At 45.5% G+C, this 17,467-nt stretch carries 10 protein-coding genes and 1 other annotated feature; of the genes, 5 read left to right on the top strand and 5 right to left on the bottom strand.

Annotation, left to right across the window (positions count from 1 at the left end):
- Positions 1-19 precede the first annotated feature (19 nt).
- Positions 20-221, bottom strand: a binding site (T-box leader).
- A gap of 356 nt (positions 222-577) precedes the next feature.
- The 4 genes from EL173_RS06575 to ezrA all read right to left on the bottom strand — a co-directional run bounded on the left by EL173_RS06575 (position 578) and on the right by ezrA (position 6,216).
- The gene (locus EL173_RS06575) at positions 578-1,240 is read right to left on the bottom strand and encodes a redox-sensing transcriptional repressor Rex (RefSeq protein WP_014571299.1); all 663 of its coding nucleotides are present in this window, start codon (positions 1,238-1,240) and stop codon (positions 578-580) included.
- A gap of 323 nt (positions 1,241-1,563) precedes the next feature.
- Positions 1,564-2,781, bottom strand: coding sequence for a tRNA uracil 4-sulfurtransferase ThiI (gene thiI, locus EL173_RS06570; RefSeq protein ID WP_005684804.1), 1,218 nt, complete (start codon positions 2,779-2,781; stop codon positions 1,564-1,566).
- A 129-nt stretch (positions 2,782-2,910) separates the two neighbouring features.
- Positions 2,911-4,068, bottom strand: coding sequence for a cysteine desulfurase family protein (locus EL173_RS06565; RefSeq protein WP_019728513.1), 1,158 nt, complete (start codon positions 4,066-4,068; stop codon positions 2,911-2,913).
- Between the two features lie 444 nt (positions 4,069-4,512).
- Entirely contained in the window at positions 4,513-6,216 is a 1,704-nt protein-coding gene (gene ezrA / locus EL173_RS06555; RefSeq protein WP_005689111.1) for a septation ring formation regulator EzrA, read from the bottom strand.
- Between the two features lie 174 nt (positions 6,217-6,390).
- Here ezrA and EL173_RS06550 point away from each other — a divergent pair, with 174 nt between their 5' ends.
- The 5 genes from EL173_RS06550 (at position 6,391) to drmB (ending at position 15,968) form a co-directional block, all read left to right on the top strand.
- Positions 6,391-6,873: a GAF domain-containing protein gene (locus EL173_RS06550; RefSeq protein ID WP_005689109.1), complete on the top strand. Its 483-nt coding sequence runs from the start codon at positions 6,391-6,393 to the stop codon at positions 6,871-6,873.
- A 175-nt stretch (positions 6,874-7,048) separates the two neighbouring features.
- Positions 7,049-7,660 (top strand): 30S ribosomal protein S4, encoded by a 612-nt coding sequence (rpsD, locus tag EL173_RS06545; protein WP_005713812.1) that lies wholly within the window; start codon positions 7,049-7,051, stop codon positions 7,658-7,660.
- 409 nt (positions 7,661-8,069) lie between these two features.
- Positions 8,070-10,487 (top strand): hypothetical protein, encoded by a 2,418-nt coding sequence (locus EL173_RS06540; protein WP_005689106.1) that lies wholly within the window; start codon positions 8,070-8,072, stop codon positions 10,485-10,487.
- Between the two features lie 14 nt (positions 10,488-10,501).
- Positions 10,502-14,014 carry a helicase-related protein gene (locus EL173_RS06535; protein WP_005689104.1) on the top strand — a complete coding sequence of 1,171 codons (3,513 nt, stop codon included), beginning with the start codon at positions 10,502-10,504 and terminating at the stop codon, positions 14,012-14,014.
- Positions 14,007-15,968 (top strand): DUF1998 domain-containing protein, encoded by a 1,962-nt coding sequence (drmB, locus tag EL173_RS06530; RefSeq protein ID WP_019728358.1) that lies wholly within the window; start codon positions 14,007-14,009, stop codon positions 15,966-15,968. Before EL173_RS06535 ends, drmB begins: the two co-directional genes overlap by 8 nt.
- 27 nt (positions 15,969-15,995) lie before the next feature.
- Here the strand turns inward: drmB and EL173_RS06525 are convergent, their stop codons facing one another.
- The gene (locus tag EL173_RS06525; RefSeq protein WP_005689101.1) at positions 15,996-17,243 is read right to left on the bottom strand and encodes a DNA cytosine methyltransferase; all 1,248 of its coding nucleotides are present in this window, start codon (positions 17,241-17,243) and stop codon (positions 15,996-15,998) included.
- Positions 17,244-17,467: the final 224 nt, after the last annotated feature.

Here is a 17,467-nt window from a genome sequence, read left to right as displayed (position 1 = left end):
AAAACGCCCTAATATCGATTATTAGGACGAGTCTACTCGCGGTACCACCTAAATTGGGAATCAATCCCCACTTGGTTCAGGATAACGGCTGTCACCGGCCGTTCCCTACTCACTTCAGGACGGCAGCTCACAAGCTACAATCACGGTCTTCTTTCGAGATTCACACCAACCATCCCGTCGCTGGAAAAAAAGAACGCAACCCTCTTGATCATTGCATTAGCTGCATTATAACCCGTGATCATGACAGGGTCAATGTGAGGTGAGCGTGAACCGGCGCGGTTAGAAGTCGGAGTGTAAGTGGCCTTGGTCTTGATGGCCCGGGCTTGGCCATTGCGACCAAGGTCCTTACACGCAGACTTCTGCGCCGGTGAACGCGTTATGGGCGTAAAGGCGGACTTGTGGCCTTGGTCGTGATGGCCCGGGTCTGGCCATTGCGACCAAGGTCCTTACATGCAGGTCCCTGCGCCGGGGAGCGCGTTATGGGCGTAAAAGCGGATTTGTGCCCAAGATCTTTATATGCAAATTTCTGGGCAGCTGAACGCCTTATAACGAGCGTGATCCAGCGCGTCAAGTAACGCTAGCGCAACGGTTCCGTCACCTGTCGCGAAACCTGTTTTTGATGATCAACAAACAATAACGCCTGTAGCTCACTCGTAAGATCAATATAGCGAATCGTGGTTGTCGGTTTTGCCGGGACCGGCTTAGGGGCAAAGGTTAAAATAGCGGTTATGCCATTAGCCTCAAGTTGGTTAATAACGCTGGTCTGGGCGGAACTCGGCACACAGACAATGGCAGTATGCATCCCCGGGCGAATATTTTTGGCTAAAGTTGTGAGATCAAAAATCGGCACCCCGGCAATTGTCGTCCCAATGAGCTGCGGATCCGTGTCGAATCCCACCACAATGGTCAGATCCGGATTCCGGCGAAAATTATTGGTCAACAACGCCCGTCCGAGGTTGCCACACCCCACCAGTAACATCTGTTCTTCCGAGTGCACTTCTAATAACTCGCCAAACACCTGTGCAAGTAAATCAACCGAATAGCCATAGCCGCTGCGCCCTAAATCGCCAAAATTGGAGAAGTCCCGCCGAATGGTTGCTGGCGCGATATGAACCAGCTTACTTAGCCGATCAGACCGAACCCGCTTAACCCCCGTCTGTTGCAAATCTTTGACGGTTCGATAATAAACCGGGATTCGCTTAATCGTTGCTTGTGATAACGCTTGTTTACTGACGACCACCATCAACACCTCCGCACATGTTTGTTACCATTTTCACATATTAAGTTTAACAAATTGCGCGCTCTTTTACCACTGTTTTTACTGACCCATTTTATATTAACGATCTTTTCAAACCAGGAATTAAGCACAATGCGTCTTCTGCAGGTGACAACCATTTTTCGGGCAACCATGATGGCATTCGCTCCAGCAGCTTATTAATATCGCGAAATCTTGTGAATTATTTCTTTTTTAAGATCATTCGCCGACTTTTAACGCTAAACTAAAAAAGCGGTAGTTACCGATAAGCAAATAACTTATCAGCAACTACCGCTTTTATTCAATTTTTAAAGCAATTCTGCGATAACATCCTGATCCTGATTCAGGAACTGATCAGATGACTTGATCTCCTGAACCTTGATTCCGGCCAACGCGCGCGCCATCAAACCATCGACATCAAGTTTGCTTTCGTAATACCGTGCGCGATCCGTCTTTGGTTTGGTTTTAGGCGACGGCGGGGCAAAAATAGTACAACAGTCTTCAAACGGCATGATCGATAAATCATACGTGTCGATCTTTTCTGCTTCGGCAATGATCTCATTCTTATCCATGGTCGCAACCGGACGAATAATCGGCATCGTGGTGACATCATTGATTGCAGCCATTGATTCCAGCGTCTGCGAAGCCACCTGGCCGACTGACTCACCATTAAAGATAGCCAGATCGCCACGTTGTTTGGCAATCGCTTCGGTTAGTCGCAACATCATTCGGCGTTGCACGGTCATCAGATAACCTTCCGGAACCGTTGCTTTGACTGCCTCCTGAATCTCGGTAAATGGTACTTCAATAAAGTAAATCCGGCCAACATAAGGGGTCAGCTTGGCCGTGAGCTGTTTAGCCTTATTCAGCGCCTGTTGACTGGTGTAAGGTGGGCTGAAAAAGTGCACCATTTCAATGTCCACGCCACGTTTTAACGCATAGTAACCCGCAACCGGCGAATCAATCCCGCCACTAAGCATCAAGGCCGCGCGCCCTGCTGTTCCAACCGGCAATCCGCCAGCACCTTGAATTGTTTTAGTGGATAAATAAATTGCTTCACGACGGACTTCAACTCGCAAAATCATATCAGGATGATGCATTTTGACAACTAAGTCCGGCCGCTTATCCGTCAAGAAATCGCCTAAATCAAGATTCATAGCATTGGTATCCAAGGCAAAGTCATGATCGCTCCGCCGCGTATTAACCTTATAGCTAATGCCGTGCGGTGCCGTTTCATTCATCAGCTGCAACGCAACCTCGTGGACTTTTGCCATATCCTTTTCTACGGCAATACTTGGTGAAAAATTCTGGATGCCGAATACCTGTGACAGTCGTGCCATCACCTGATCACTAGGCTCGCCATTCAATTCAATGTGCATCCGATCACGTTTAGGCCGAATGGTGAGGTTGGGGAATTCATGCAGCGCTCGTGTAACGTTACCGTTCAAACGACCGATAAACGCTTGCCGATTTTTTCCCTTGGTCGAAAGCTCGCCGTAACGAACCATAATTTCTGAATATTGCATCTTAAAATCCTTTCATGTAGGCGGTAACCGATCCAATGAAAACCGGTGATGCGTCAAAACAAGTTGGCAGTATTAGTCGCTATGACTGACACCCGGCCACTCCTCGCACTGGAAATGGCTGATGCTCGTTTAGACGGTCGCTTTATCAAGCTTGGCAAACTTTGCATAAATCGTATCAAACGCTGCATTAAACGCATCCGCTTCATCCAAAGTATTAGCTTCATCCAAACTCACCCGAATCGCGGAAGTGGCAATTTTCGGGTCCGTATGCATGGCGGCCAAGGTACTGCTTTCCGTGCCTTTCTTACTTGAGCAGGCACTAGTTGTGGAAATGTAAATCTGATGATCCTCAAACACATGAACAATCGTTTCGCCGCGGACACCAGCAATGGCAAAACATAAAACATGTGGGGCAAAATCCGGTGTTAACTGACTAAACATCGTCACCTTGGGCTTTTGGCTGACATGATCAAAAATCCGCTTGCGAACTGCTTGCTGCCGAGCCACGTTAGCATCTTCATTAGCCAAAAGTAAGCGCAGCGACTTGGCCATTGCCGCAATCGCCGGAACATTTTCCGTGCCTGAGCGCCAATCATGTTCCTGACCGCCACCGGTTAGCAACGGATCAAGCATGCGACCCTCTTTGGCATAGATAAAGCCGGTACCGCGGGGAGCATGAAACTTATGACCGGAAAAACTGAGAAAATCAATCCGCGGGTCTTGCAACGCTGCATCCAAGCCCTTACCAACGGCTTGTACGGCATCGACATGAAAATGAATATTCGGATAATTATCCAACACCCGCGCGGCCTGAACAATCGGCTGCATACTGCCAATTTCATTATTAACCGCCATAATCGACACCAAAATCGTATCTTTGCGAATAGCCGCTTTCAAATCGTCAATATGAATAAAACCGCGCCGATCAACCGGCAAATAAGTCACTTCAAATCCCAGTTTCTCTAGCTGTTTCATCGTATTGATCACAGCCGGATGCTCGATACTGGTCGTAATCAGATGACGGCCAAATTCGCGCTTAGCCATGGCAGTGCCTTTAATCACCCAGTTATCGCCTTCCGTTCCACCGCTCGTAAAATAAATCTCGTCCGGCTTCGCACCGATTAATTTAGCAATCTGGGCTCGCGAACTTTGCAAAACCTCATTTGCTTTAGTTCCCAGAGCATGCAAACTGCTAGGATTCCCAAAAAAATCCGTGCTGACCTTGTTATAAGTCGCCAACGCATCAGGCGAAATCTTCGTCGTTGCACTATTATCAAAATAAATCATCAGCCGGCCCCTTCCGTTAATTCGACTGGATTGAATTATAGACAAAAAGTTAGTAAGTTTCAAGAGCGTGAGCCAGCCCGGTTAGAAACCGAAGCATAAGTGGCCTTGAGCGTGATGACCGGGCTTTGGTCATTGCGCTCAAGGTCCTTATGTGCAGGTTTCTGGGCTGGCGAACGCGTTTAAGCAAGAGAGTGAACCGGCGCGGGTAGAAGTCGGAGTGTAAGTGGCCTTGAGCGTGATGGCCCGGTCTTGGCCATTGCGCTCGAGGTCCTTACACGCAGACTTCTGCGCCGGTGAACGCGTTTCGGAGACGTATATACCCTACTGAATGATTATTAACCATTTAAGTCTGCAATTTTCCCTGCAGATCCCTGCACCATATCACAACCTCTACCCCAAACCAAAAGCCAGCCCCAACCCAAGCTGGCTTTCCAATCACGCAAATCAATATAATGAAGCTTTCTTCCGCGCAAGATAAGCATCTTCAACTTTCTTGTAGCTGCCCTGCTCCGTCTGCTCCAACGCGGTCGCCAACGTATCGGCAGCCTGCTGATAGTCAAATTGCATATACAGTTCGGTCGCATGCTTAACCGCGTCTGCTACCGGCTTAACCGTTATTTTGTAACGGTTGGCATATTGCATCAATTCTTCGGTTAATCCGGCCGCATCAATTAAGGCACTGGTTGTTTTCTTTAAATCATCAATATCACTGGCAATCTTAATCAGAAACTTGGCAATCGCATCCATGTTAATTTTAACCTGATCCAAATCGTGATTAAGCTGATCAATTTCGGCAGTAACATGTTTAACCTTATCCACATAGTCTTGCGGCAACCCCGGCAAGTGATGGCGGACGATTTCATGCTTAATATTCCGCATATCGAGTTCAAAACTCTCTGCTTGTTTATTAGCGATGATCTCGCCTTTTTTCAAACCTGCCACGTCTTGGTTAATCTGGACCTGTTGCTTTTCAATCGCCGTTAACTGTTCTTTGGTTTCATCAAACCGCGCAATCACGTCCGAGTACACGGCCTCGCCTGCTTCAATCGCATCGGTATCCTTCGTGTAATTTGCGTCAATCGCATCTAACTGCATTTTTAAATTTTTAGCGGTTTTGATTTCATGATGATTCAGCGTATAGCTTTGGTTCAGATGATCCAATTCTGCCTGCAATTCCCGATTTTGGCGCAGTGCATGATCGATGAAGCGCCGCAAATCAGGGGACGCAACATCCACCCGTTTCTTGGCCTGCATCTCTTTTTCCATAATGGCGTACATTTTATCGATTTCAGCTTCGATTTCCGCATTGGCTGCCTCTGTTGCCTCCACATCAATCGATTTAAGAGCCGCATTGGCATCCTTCATCTTGGCCTCGACATCCGCAACCATCCCCGGAATATCATCGGTGAACACATAATGGGCGGTGGTGAGTTGCCGGTAACCGTGCTGAATTTCGTTAATTTGTCCAGGAAACTCGTTGACCTGCTCGTTTACCAGTGGTGGTAATTCCTTAACCTGCTTCTTCAAAACCCGCATCTGCTCGGCTAACTGTTTAATTTCTGCCTTTGCCGCCTGATGATCGCCATCATTATTGATCTGGTCAATTTTTTGAAAAAGCTGCGCCAATTGCTGCAACTGTTGCTCCAATGCTGGCTGAGCATCACCGAAGACAAAACTCTTGGCAAGAATCGTCTTGCGTGAAACCTGGTAATCATCTCGCAATTGCAACATTTTACTACGGTTATCTGCTTCGTCGTGCCGAATGTCTTGTAGTGCCTGGCTAATCAGTTCGTATTGGCGCTGAGCCGTCTCGATTTTATCTTCCAGCACCTTAGCAATTTTCGATGCCCGATCTAAACGGAAGCGTTTAACCTGGTCTTCGAGATCAAGCAGAATTTTTTGCAGCTCAGCTAGATCATGGTCGTTTAATTGATCAAACGCCCGCTCCCACTTGCCAAAGGTTGCCAGACTGTCACCGGTCAGCTTCAGTTGCTCAATGCTGCGAATCTGACTCGAGAGCGCACCAATATCAATCGCTTCGACTTTTTCGTCTAAGTCTTTGATACGCGTTTGAAAATAATGCTGCAGCCACCAGACACTGCCAGCAGCCACAATTATAATCGCAACAATAATGAAGAACCAGATCATCCCTACACCCTCTGCTTTACCGATTATCTTTCTAATTGCATTTTGCCTACTTACCGGCTAAAATGCCGTTAAGTGTTAAAAACGATAACATCCTAGCTACCAGTATCGCAAAAAAAGCCCGCAGTTAAAAGGCCTAGATGCTGCTTTTCATAAATTCCTAAAAGGACTGATCAAATGACAACCCTTGATCCTATTATTATCGATCAACTTGATGGCCTACTTACAGGCGAAACCAACCCCATCACCGTACTTGCCAATGCCAGTGCACTGCTAAATGACAGCATCTCCGAGCTCAACTGGGCTGGTTTCTACCTTTATAATGGCAAAACCGGACAACTCGACCTCGGCCCTTTCCAAGGCAAAGTTGCCTGCATGCACATTCAACCGGGCAAAGGGGTCGTTGGGACCAGCTATCAGCAAAATAGCGTGATTCGCGTTGCTAACGTCCATGAATTTGCCGGTCACATCGCTTGCGATTCAGCCAGCAACGCCGAAATCGTCGTACCGATCAACGTTAATGGCGAAACCGTTGCCATCATGGACATTGACTCCCCGAAACTCAACCGTTTTAGCGAAAATGATGAACAGATCCTGACACAGTTCGGTCAAACACTCGCCAGTCACCTTGACACCGCCGCGCTAAACACGGTATACTAGCTCGCGTGTAAAATAATGCAGCAGCGGCCGGCATGGTCGGCTCCAGTCCTGCCTCGGCATCACGCCGATGACAGTAGTAACCGCGGCTGCGAAGGTGAACCTTTGCAGGACTGCCCGTGTGCTAAAGCCGCAATTCGTTATTTTACTCCAAATAAAAACTTGGAGGAATACTCATATGTCTCGTTATACAGGTCCTCGCTGGAAGCAAAGCCGTCGTCTCGGCTTGTCCCTTTCCGGCACTGGTAAAGAATTAGCTCGTCGTCCTTATGCACCCGGTGATCACGGTGCCAACAACCGCCGTAAGATTTCCGAATACGGTCAGCAACTGCGTGAAAAGCAGAAGCTGCGTTGGATGTACGGTTTAAACGAACGCCAATTCCAGAACTTGTTCCTGCGCGCTGGTAAGATCAAAGAAGGTACCCATGGTGATAACTTCATGATCCTGCTTGAAACCCGTTTAGATAACTTGGTTTTCCGTTTGGGCTTGGCTTCCAGCCGTCCTCAAGCGCGCCAACTTGTCAACCACGGCCACATCACAGTTGATGGCAAGCGCCTTGATATTCCTTCCTATGAAGTACAGCCTGGCCAAGTGATCGGTCTTCGCGAACGCTCACAAAACCTCGCTGTTGTCAATGAAGCTATCGAGAACACGGTTTCCCGTCCAGCTTACGTAACCTTTGACGACAATAAGAAGGAAGGTTCCCTTGTTCGCTTACCAGAACGTGGCGAACTCGAACCAGAAGTTGACGAATCACTGGTTGTTGAATACTATAACCAGAAACTTTAATACTTTTGTCAACAAATACTGTTACATCGGTGTTTGTTGCGATCTATTGCGTGCAGTTTCGTGCACTCAGTTCAGTAGGTCAAATAATTGTCGAACACGTCCGTCTTGGGCGTGTTTTTTTCGGGCATTAACGTGATGTAATATTCTAGCTCAATGCTCAAGCGGCACAACCTAATTGTTGCTGTCTTAACTTTACGACTATTTTTGTGATGAATCTAAACTGCAACAAGGATTTAGCCCAATTTTGATGCCGCCAAAAAAGGTTGCTTGAAGTATTTTCTTTCTCCGTTCTTCCCATTTTCTTTTTCACACCTTTTAAAATTTACGGTCAGATAAAAAAAGTTTATACTCATAAGTAAACGCTTTAACTTGAGCGTTTAGTTTTATTTCTTTTTTTGGGGGGAAGGTAATGAATCTTGAAAAGTATACGGAAAAGATGATCAGCTTTTTACCAAAGCAACTGTTCAACAAAGATCCGATGCTTAGTAAAGTTTTGCGCGACTTCACAGCCGCCGAGGACTCAGGCGGTGGCTATTTATATTACTACCTATCAGAACAAGTCCCTGCCGCGTTAGCAGCATTGGCTGCTCTACGCACACTATTGTCAAACATAGCCGATCGCCAAGTCCTTTACCCAGAGAAAATCAAATCCGGGACCCCTCTAGTATATGCGGAAACAAGTTATACTTTTATCGGCGTAGAAAAACTTAATGGCCATGACGTCTGCAAAATGGCCTCAGATTCTGATGGACTGCTATTGACGATCCCACGAGAGATTTTCTTATCCTCAGTCAGCCTTGCAAAATCGGTTTCCTCAAGGAAAACTACCGACACAAGAGCAAAAGTAGCTGCTCTTTTTCACATTTCTCACTTCAGCCGAACGGATGAATCTAACATTGTAATTTTGACCGACAAGGTAGTCATTGATCGCCTTGAAAAGATGAACTTTAGAATTGAAGGAAGAGCCCTTAGCTTCGGTGCTGTTGTGCCAAGCGAATATTACCCTGCAGGTGGAAAGACAAAGCATCTAAAAGGTACGACGAAAACGATGGTTCCCATGGTTACCTTCGTTTCAAAACTTCAGACCCTAAATACCCTTCTCCACGAACGAATCAGCAAACGTTTCACGCTCTACATGATAGGCGATACTTGGTGGAAGTACTCGAACAAGGACATGTTGGCCAATGTCCGTGATTTTATCACCAGACACTCGATAGAGACGCACATTCTCTCCATGCTTAGTTCCGCCGTGTCGACCGCTGGTGCAACTTTCATGAATGCGTCGGATACTCTGTACAGTTGGCTGACAGCAGATGAGTTCAAGACGAGGACTATTTCTGCAAACTTTATTCAGACTGATGCCACAATCGACGCAGAATCGACCGAAATTACCGAATTCTTGGCAAGTATTAGAGATCAACAACTCTTCGATCTCGAGAGAAGTTTGCGACGTTTTCAGCAAACACTGTTTTCTTCGGTGATTTCAAATTCCCAAAGTGTTGCTCAAGCGTTCCAATTGGTGAAAGATGAGCTGCAACTTCAAAATATTGTCGCTGAAGATACTGCAAAAGATCTTTTGCAACATCTTACTCGGTTGGTTAATGGAAACTATGCTGTTCAGTTAGATAATCTTCTTGCCGGTTTAATTATTGATAATCAGACCGTCATTTTAACTCACTCAGTATTAGCCGGAGAGATGAGAACGAATTATAACCTTCGAAAGAAAAAAGCTCATGTGATTGAGTATGGCGAGCCCATTCAATCAATCGACAGGCGTTATGTCCCCGAACGCCTGATTATGATCGTTCCACAGATCTCAGAGCGCCGTCGCTGGATGTATTCTGGCATCGCCCGAGAAGTCACAATTGTCGCACCAAAGGACTTCGCACGTCAGCTGGCCACTTCTCTTTCCAATGACCTTTTTTTTCTAAAACAAGTCCTTCAGACTGATCAACTCGTCGATGTCGATTATGATTCCGCTTTTGTAAACAGTATTTCTAACTTGAGAAACTCTTTAACATGCAAATCGGAAAAAGAAGACTCTGAATTGACTCCCGAAGAAGACTCCGATTCTTTAGAGCGAGAAGAATCCATTTTGAATGATGAAACAAAAGAACAACTTTCAAAAACTTCGCCAACGGCCACGCAGGACAACCATGTCATAGCCAAGTACCGGTTGGCTTTTCTGGAAAATAAAAGGGCGAAAATGTTTGTCACTCCTTCTGCAACCATCCTCACGCGTGACAACGAGGGCATTCTTCGTCACAAGCCAATTGCTGATTTCAAACCCATGGATGAAGTTGCCTATGTCCAGCGCATAGAAAATGAGCGATGGTACCAAAATGACTTTGCAAAGCTCTTCGATAGCACTGAAAGCTTAGCTAAATTATTCGAAAATCATCCAGACCATCAAAAAGACTTCGAATGGAAACAAGTGTTCATCAAATACGTTCGCTCTAATCACTTGACACCCAACGACCTTGTACAGAAATTCCTACGATACGGTCTCGATCACACTCAGGGATATTTCCGGTACTGGTCTCAGCCGAATAGCGTTAAGTTTGTTCCTCAAGATCTGGAGTTCATCCGCATCATCGGACAGCTCACCAATAATCTCGACATCGAAGAAAACGCAGAAACGTATCGGCAATCGAGCGTTACGGTTCGTGACTGGTATCAAGATCAACGACAACAAGCACTTGATCGCATTGAAGGCCAAAAGCTCGACATGACTGACACACCCATTAGCTTTATGACAATTGCCACTATCACACCAGTATCCGAGTACTTACCTAGATACAGAACGAACAGATTACTAGAAGATTGACACGGAGGTAAAATATGACAGATAGAATTTCAAAGTCAAAGCAAGAAGCCATTCGCAGTCGCTATCTGAATTCGATCACTGCCAAAATATTAGGACCAGGGTCTGAACATTTCGTCTCAGATTCAAGCGTCGAAATCATCTCCGAGCCTCCCCGCAATCGTTACATTACTGGTATCCTTTATCCGAAAGTAGCAAGCAAAGCAACAGATGGCGTTTCCGGAGATGACCAAGATGTCGACTTTGATGCCGAAAGCGAGCCTATCGTTGTCGATAACACTTTCAAGCCGAGTTCCATTGGCTTATCGTTTTACTGCTTGAAAACTTCCACCTTGGATTTCACGATTAACACATCGGTTTATGACACAACTGTCAATCCTTGGATTGATTTACCAACGGATCTTCTTGAGTCGATTTTAAACATTGTAACTGATGCTCAAGCAACCGAACCAATTTTGAAAATTTCTGATGACCAAAAACAAATTGCATATGCTGATAGCTATGCTCAAAAGCCGATAAGTCTCCAAAAACAGCTTAGAAACTTACTTGATCAGCTTAAAGAAAAACCGGAAATGAAAGACGCCACTGCGTTTCTTTATCGGCTTTACAATCTCAATTACCGCTCGGAAAAATCTAAGAAGGCAAAACCCCAAATTTATCAGCGTCGTCCGATTTCCACCAAGGTCACTTTAGATTTGACAAAGCCAAGATTCACTACAGAAATTATGAAATCCGGCAAACCACTGGGATTATCGATTTTTGCGAAGGTACGAGAACTTCCCCTTTCTGACAACAAAGGGGAAGTTTGCTCCGTCACGTTGGTCGTCCAGAATACTTCAAAGTCGACGATTTTTTTCCAAACCCAAGTCATCCTGAATGCAACGCGCTCACTCAAGTTCTATGCTTCCGAGGATGTCATGGATACTCACCTAGACCAGCTTAGTAAAGAAGATCAAAAAATTCGCTTTGAGTACCGCAACAAGAAAACCTTCGCTATCGGGCACGGTATTTCGGTTGGCTGGTTACCGCAAGCTGGCGAAGTTCAATCCATATTCACAGAGTATATCCCAACCTATGAACTCTCACCCATGTCTTTTGATTTGGAGGGGCTTAGTAAGGACATACTCCGCCCGGACAGTTACCTTTTTGAGGTTCCTAAAGAGACACAAATACAATCCTTGACCAAGTTTGCTGCGAAATACGACGCATGGATTGCTAAACGTGAGCTACAGGTACCTGAGATCAAAATGGAGAACCCATGTTACGCCGAGATTGCTAATAGCAACCTTCGAGACTGTCGAATCTGCAGCAACCGCATACACCAAGGTATTGAGGTCCTGCGTAAGGACCCAGCTGCTCTGCTCGCCTTCGATCTAGCTAACGAGGCTATCTTACTGCAAAGAAGTAAAAACCTCGAACGGAAGATGCAATGTTTTCGGTCTCGCACCTATGAAAATCTGGAAGACGACCCAAACACGAGTTTTGCTTGGCGCCCTTTTCAACTGGCCTTTATACTCACAACGATTGATTCACTGATAAATGAAAGAAGCGACTTCCGTGACGTTTTAGATTTGATTTGGATAAGCACTGGCGGTGGCAAAACTGAGGCATACTTGTGTGCCATTGCGTTGGTGGTTCTCTATCAGCGTCTCGGCGACGCTGATGCTAAAGGTGTCACAGTTATCATGCGCTATACATTGCGTTTGTTGACCGCACAACAATTTCAACGTGCCTCTTCAATGATCTGCGCTCTTGAATTCTTGCGTCAGCATCGTGACGATCTGGGTATCAACGAAATTAGTGTTGGTTTATGGGTTGGCGGAGGGTCAACACCCAATCATCGTAAAGAAGCAAAAATGGATTTTATTAATCTTCGGAAAAACCATGACAGCCCAAATCCGTTTCAGGTACTTGAATGTCCTTGGTGTCATCAAAAGCACAGCATTATCCCAGATGATACAGAAAAACTTGTCATAGATGCTTGGGGATACGCCCCACTAGTCAATGACAATGGTTTTGATCTCCAATGTCAAAATTTCAGTTGCCCTTTCCATGAGAAGTTGCCAATTTATGTTATTGACGATTCTATCTACAAAAATCAACCGACGCTCTTATTTGGAACCGTTGATAAGTTTGCACAAGTGCCGATCAACGAAAAGACCGCGGCCCTGTTTTCTTGCTCCAACAACAAAACGGGCAAAGTCTATAAACCACAGCTCATCATCCAGGATGAATTACACCTTATCTCTGGTCCGTTAGGTAGTATCGTCGGGCTTTATGAGAGTAGCTTCGATTACATCTTGTCTTCAGGAGCTTCACGGCCTAAATACCTCGCCTCAACAGCGACTATCAGAAATTCTCAAGAACAAGTTCGCAATCTTTTTGATCGAGATGTTATGCAGTTTCCACCGGACGGACTAGACGTTGACGACAACTTCTTCGTCAAAACAAGCAAGCCGTCTGCTGGTGGCAATCTATACGGTCGCCTATATGTTGGCGTGATGGGCACAGGCAAAACCCAAGTGACGACAGAAATTCGTCTATTTGCGGCTCTTCTTCATTCGATTGTTGAGCTTGATCTGAGTCCTGAAGAGCAGGATCTTTTCTGGACAGTCGTCGGTTATTTCAATAGCCTCAGAGAGTTAGGGAAAGCTTCCACTTTACTGATGGATGATGTGCGTGATGAGCTGCGTCGCCTCACCAAACTTGAAGGCTCCGCTTCTTCGCGGCAGCTTAATACGTTCGGTAATCTTGAGCTTACTTCACACGTTTCTAGCAGCGAAATCGTTAGCACAATTGAGAAGCTCACGCACGCGCATACCTCAGATGAACGAGCTGTCGACACCATGATTGCTACTAATATGCTCTCAGTGGGCATCGACATTTCAAGATTGAACAGCATGATCGTTGTCGGTCAGCCTAAGCTCACCTCTGAATATATCCAAGCGACCAGTCGGGTTGGCCGAGATACATTAGGTTTGGTGTTTGCACTATACAGCTCGACTAAAAGTCGCGACCGTTCTCACTATGAGGCTTTCACAAGTTATCATCAGAGTATGTACGCACAAGTAGAGCCAAGCAGCGTAACACCATTCTCCCAACCTGCCTTAGATAAGGCTTTAGCAGCTGTTTTGATTGGTATGCTACGACACACGAATCCTGCCCTCTTGTCCCAGAAAAATGCTAGCTCAATTCTTAAGTTCAAACCAGAGCTAGCACGTGCAAAAACATTTTTGCTTGATCGCATACAGCGAAACGATTCAGAAAATCTTTACACAGCTAAAGCAAGTGAAAAGCTTGATGCCATCTCTGAACACTGGTTGCAATTTGCCGTGTTAAGTGACAACACTGCAAACAAAAATCTCTTATACTTTGCGGGGAAGAAAGACGCCACACCAGATACCGTTTACCTCCTTAAAAGTTTTGATATGAGACAAGCTCATCACGAAGCTTATTTCGCGATGAACTCTATGCGCGATATAGAAAACTCTGGGAATATTTCCATAAAGGAGAGTCTGACAGATGACTAGGTTTAACGATGGTAAAATTTCAAATGACGGTCAGCGCCGTTCACCAGAAAACCAAATTCGCCAATCACAGCTGATTACTCCGTTTGGGACTGGCGCCCTTACCCAAATCAACAATCAATCGGTTATGATTTGTGACTCGCAGTTCTGGCAACCCACAAGTAACGAAGACCCTATCGTTGACATTCGATTACAATCTAGCCTCAATGCAGCGGGATTTATCGCTCCCCCAACTGATCTTACCAAAGAATTTATCACTGGAGTTTCATTTCCACAGTGGTATTTCGGGCCAAAGAACCGCGAACTTCGGACACTCTCGCAGTGGCGTGCTGACCTCCGAAACGATGCTGATCTGAAGCGATTTAATGTCAAGCCGTTTCATTTTGAACTATCAAAGTCTAACAAGCGTTATCGGGAGGAATTAATCCCGGTCCGACTTGTCTGCGCTTGCAGAGATGGGCACATTCAAGACTTTCCATGGATGGAGTGGGCACATTCTAAAGAAAAAAACGATTTTCCCCGCGGCACTCATCGGCTAAAGCTAAAAGATAACCTTCTTTCTGGCACGATTGGGGATCTTGTGGTCGAGTGTTCGTGTACGGCTAAACGTAATCTGCAAGGTGTGTTTGATGATTCATTTGGCGCCACCCTTTTGCGCATTGGCGTGAATTGTCACGGTCGGTACGGATGGAAGAAGAACGAACACCCTAAACAATGTCACCGACAGCCAGTCGCACTCATGCGGAACGCGAATAACCTTTACTTTTCCGACATTGTCGGATCTGTCAATATACCCGAGGAAGACACTGCACTCCAGGAGCAGTTAGTTCAGAATCCTACCTACCAGACCTTACTCAAACAAGTGTTGAAGTCTACAACGCTCAACGAGGCGAAAACGATTCTTTCTCAAAGATACGCCCCCCTTTTGGAAACGCTTGTTGATGAAACCGAAAACTCACTCACACCGGAAAAACTAATTAATGTCTTTTCCAGCGTGTGGCAAGCTGCTCACGCAGAAGAAAAACAAAGTCAGATGGATTACCGACGAGATGAATATCTCGTTTTAACTGGCGCTAAGGAATATGCCCGTAACACCAATCGCTTCGACATGACACTGCAACCTCGTGAACACTTTGGGGATACGAAACTCGCAAGTGTCTTCCAAAACATTACGCTCCTAAATCAACTCGAGGTCATTTCTGTTCTTAAAGGCTATAGTCGAATTCGTCCAATCGAGTCGGATATGATGCTGGAACAAGAACAAATCGAACGTGCAAGTTCAGGACGAGCTGGCCTCGCAGACGAGGCTCCTGTTAATGAAGTTTCGTTGCGTCGCTCAGATAACCGGTTTGTCGCTCTGAAAAATTCAGGTGAAGGTATATTCATTGAACTGAGCAGTCAACATCTAAACCTTTGGAGAAATAAACTCGACGGTTCAAAAATCTTCGCCAATATCGTGCGTAAACGTTCGGTTCAAGTCCCAGAAAACCGTAAACCGTTGATCGATCCCGCATACTATATGCTTCACACCTTTTCTCATATACTTTTACGTGAACTCAGTTTCGCTAGCGGCTATTCGTCTTCTGCATTAAAAGAGCGACTGTACTTTTCTAGGGGACAAACAGACAAATCTGATATGGCTGGCATCTTGATCTATACATCAAGCGCAGACTCTGAAGGCACGTTAGGAGGTCTTGTTCGCCAGGGTATACCAGATAATTTCTTCAAAACACTCGCCAGTGCCTTAGAAAAAGCTCGCTGGTGTAGCTACGACCCCACCTGCATTGATAGTTCTGGCCAAGGACGCGATTCGTTAAATATTGCTGCCTGTCATGCGTGTGCGCTTGTGGCGGAAACGAGTTGTGAAATGGGTAATGTGTTCTTAGATCGGGGCGTCCTTGTTGGTACTCTGGATGAGCCCAATTTAGGATTCTTCTCAGCTTACATTAACGAATAACAAACAATGAGGTCAGCTAAGCTGACCTCATTGTTTGTTTAGTAATATCGTTTGCGCCATTTTCTTAGCTAGGTAGGGAGGAACTGCATTGCCTATTTGCTTAAAGGCCTGCGTTCGTGAACCCATGAAATAGAAATCATCCGGGAATGTCTGAATACGTGCCGCTTCTCTTACTGTAATCGAACGATTTTGCTCCACATCTGGATGAATGTAGTAATGCCCGTCTTTAGCAATATGAGCTACAACTGTTTGTGAGACCCCATCTGCCGGTACCGCTTTGAAACGATCTAAAAATGCCTTTTTATTATTGTGAGTCTGTAGGTCTTCGGGCAAGTCATTGTAATGCAAAATTTTATGTTTTGCTCTCTTTTCAGCTGCAATCTTGTAGATTTTTAGATCCAATTCCCGATTGGGCCGGGCAACGTTCTGAGTTAGCTTACTTGCAGGAGTGCGAAGATTTTCCACAACAAAAGCACACGGTTGAGCCTTGGAATATTTGTTACAGGTCTCTCCGGCCTTCAGCTTTGGTAAATCCCTGAAGAGTTCACCAACAGTCCCGGGAGTTTCTTGCAGATCTGCAAGTCTTTCAAAGAAAGAAAACTTCGGCAGATCATTTCGCTGTCCATAAAGAATAATACGCTTTCGTTCTTGGGGGACGCCAAATTCGGAACAATCGATTAGTTTCCAATCAATATGGTAGCCTAGTTTATCAGTGATTGCCTCGAACTCTTGCTTCATCTTTGGAAACAGTCGCTTACCATCTAAATCTTTGAAAGAAAGAAGTCCCCGCACATTCTCGAACAAGAAAAACTCCGGCTTGTAATGCTCCAAAAACTGAATATAGAAGCGATACAAATAAATTCGCTTGTCAGTTTCCTTCTTAGCCTCATTACGCTTCCTTCCCACTGTAGAGTAAGCTTGACACGGTGGTCCACCGATAATTCCATGTACTTGTCTGTTCGAAAGCTTCGAGTCGATCTTTGCCAATATTCCGTCAATAGTACCCGTATCAATTGTTTCATTGATTGTTAAAGCTTTTTGGCGTAATCCACACTGCTGTTCCAGTTCAGAAAGTGAAATTTTTCCATCCAGGAAATTGCGATATTGCTGAAGCATGTTACGCTTCTTCAGCTGGTAATAGTCATCTCGTAATCTCAGTGTCTGACAGGCATCAACACTCATTTCAACGTGCGCCAAGATATTATATTCAGGGCGCCGAAAGCCTTCAGTAAGTCCTCCTGCGCCCGAAAACAAGTCTATGATGTTTTGTTTCATGCGTGCACCTCAGAGGTATTATATCACCTTAAACCGTAGTAGGCTATGCCGCAAAACATGTCTGGGCGTAATTGTATGCCCTATACTTTTTTAATTCACCAACCACTAAATGGTTAAGAGTAATCAATCAAATATTTGGGGAAAAAGTGATATCTTTTGTCACGCATTACCTAAAACACAGTTATCGTTCAGAGTCTCGCAGATCTAATGGATTCGAACTGCAC

Source organism: Lacticaseibacillus rhamnosus (genome assembly GCF_900636965.1).
Taxonomy (GTDB): domain Bacteria; phylum Bacillota; class Bacilli; order Lactobacillales; family Lactobacillaceae; genus Lacticaseibacillus; species Lacticaseibacillus rhamnosus.
This window is presented reverse-complemented; position numbering and strand designations above follow the sequence as displayed.

What these genes read in the sequence shown, in the direction of transcription:
- drmB (WP_019728358.1), top strand. Translation starts at nt 14,007, where the DNA reads ATGACTAGGTTTAACGATGGTAAAATTTCAAATGACGGTCAGCGCCGT.
- EL173_RS06550 (WP_005689109.1), top strand. Translation starts at nt 6,391, where the DNA reads ATGACAACCCTTGATCCTATTATTATCGATCAACTTGATGGCCTACTT.
- thiI (WP_005684804.1), bottom strand. Translation starts at nt 2,781, where the DNA reads ATGCAATATTCAGAAATTATGGTTCGTTACGGCGAGCTTTCGACCAAG.
- rpsD (WP_005713812.1), top strand. Translation starts at nt 7,049, where the DNA reads ATGTCTCGTTATACAGGTCCTCGCTGGAAGCAAAGCCGTCGTCTCGGC.
- ezrA (WP_005689111.1), bottom strand. Translation starts at nt 6,216, where the DNA reads ATGATCTGGTTCTTCATTATTGTTGCGATTATAATTGTGGCTGCTGGC.
- EL173_RS06565 (WP_019728513.1), bottom strand. Translation starts at nt 4,068, where the DNA reads ATGATTTATTTTGATAATAGTGCAACGACGAAGATTTCGCCTGATGCG.
- EL173_RS06525 (WP_005689101.1), bottom strand. Translation starts at nt 17,243, where the DNA reads ATGAAACAAAACATCATAGACTTGTTTTCGGGCGCAGGAGGACTTACT.
- EL173_RS06535 (WP_005689104.1), top strand. Translation starts at nt 10,502, where the DNA reads ATGACAGATAGAATTTCAAAGTCAAAGCAAGAAGCCATTCGCAGTCGC.
- EL173_RS06540 (WP_005689106.1), top strand. Translation starts at nt 8,070, where the DNA reads ATGAATCTTGAAAAGTATACGGAAAAGATGATCAGCTTTTTACCAAAG.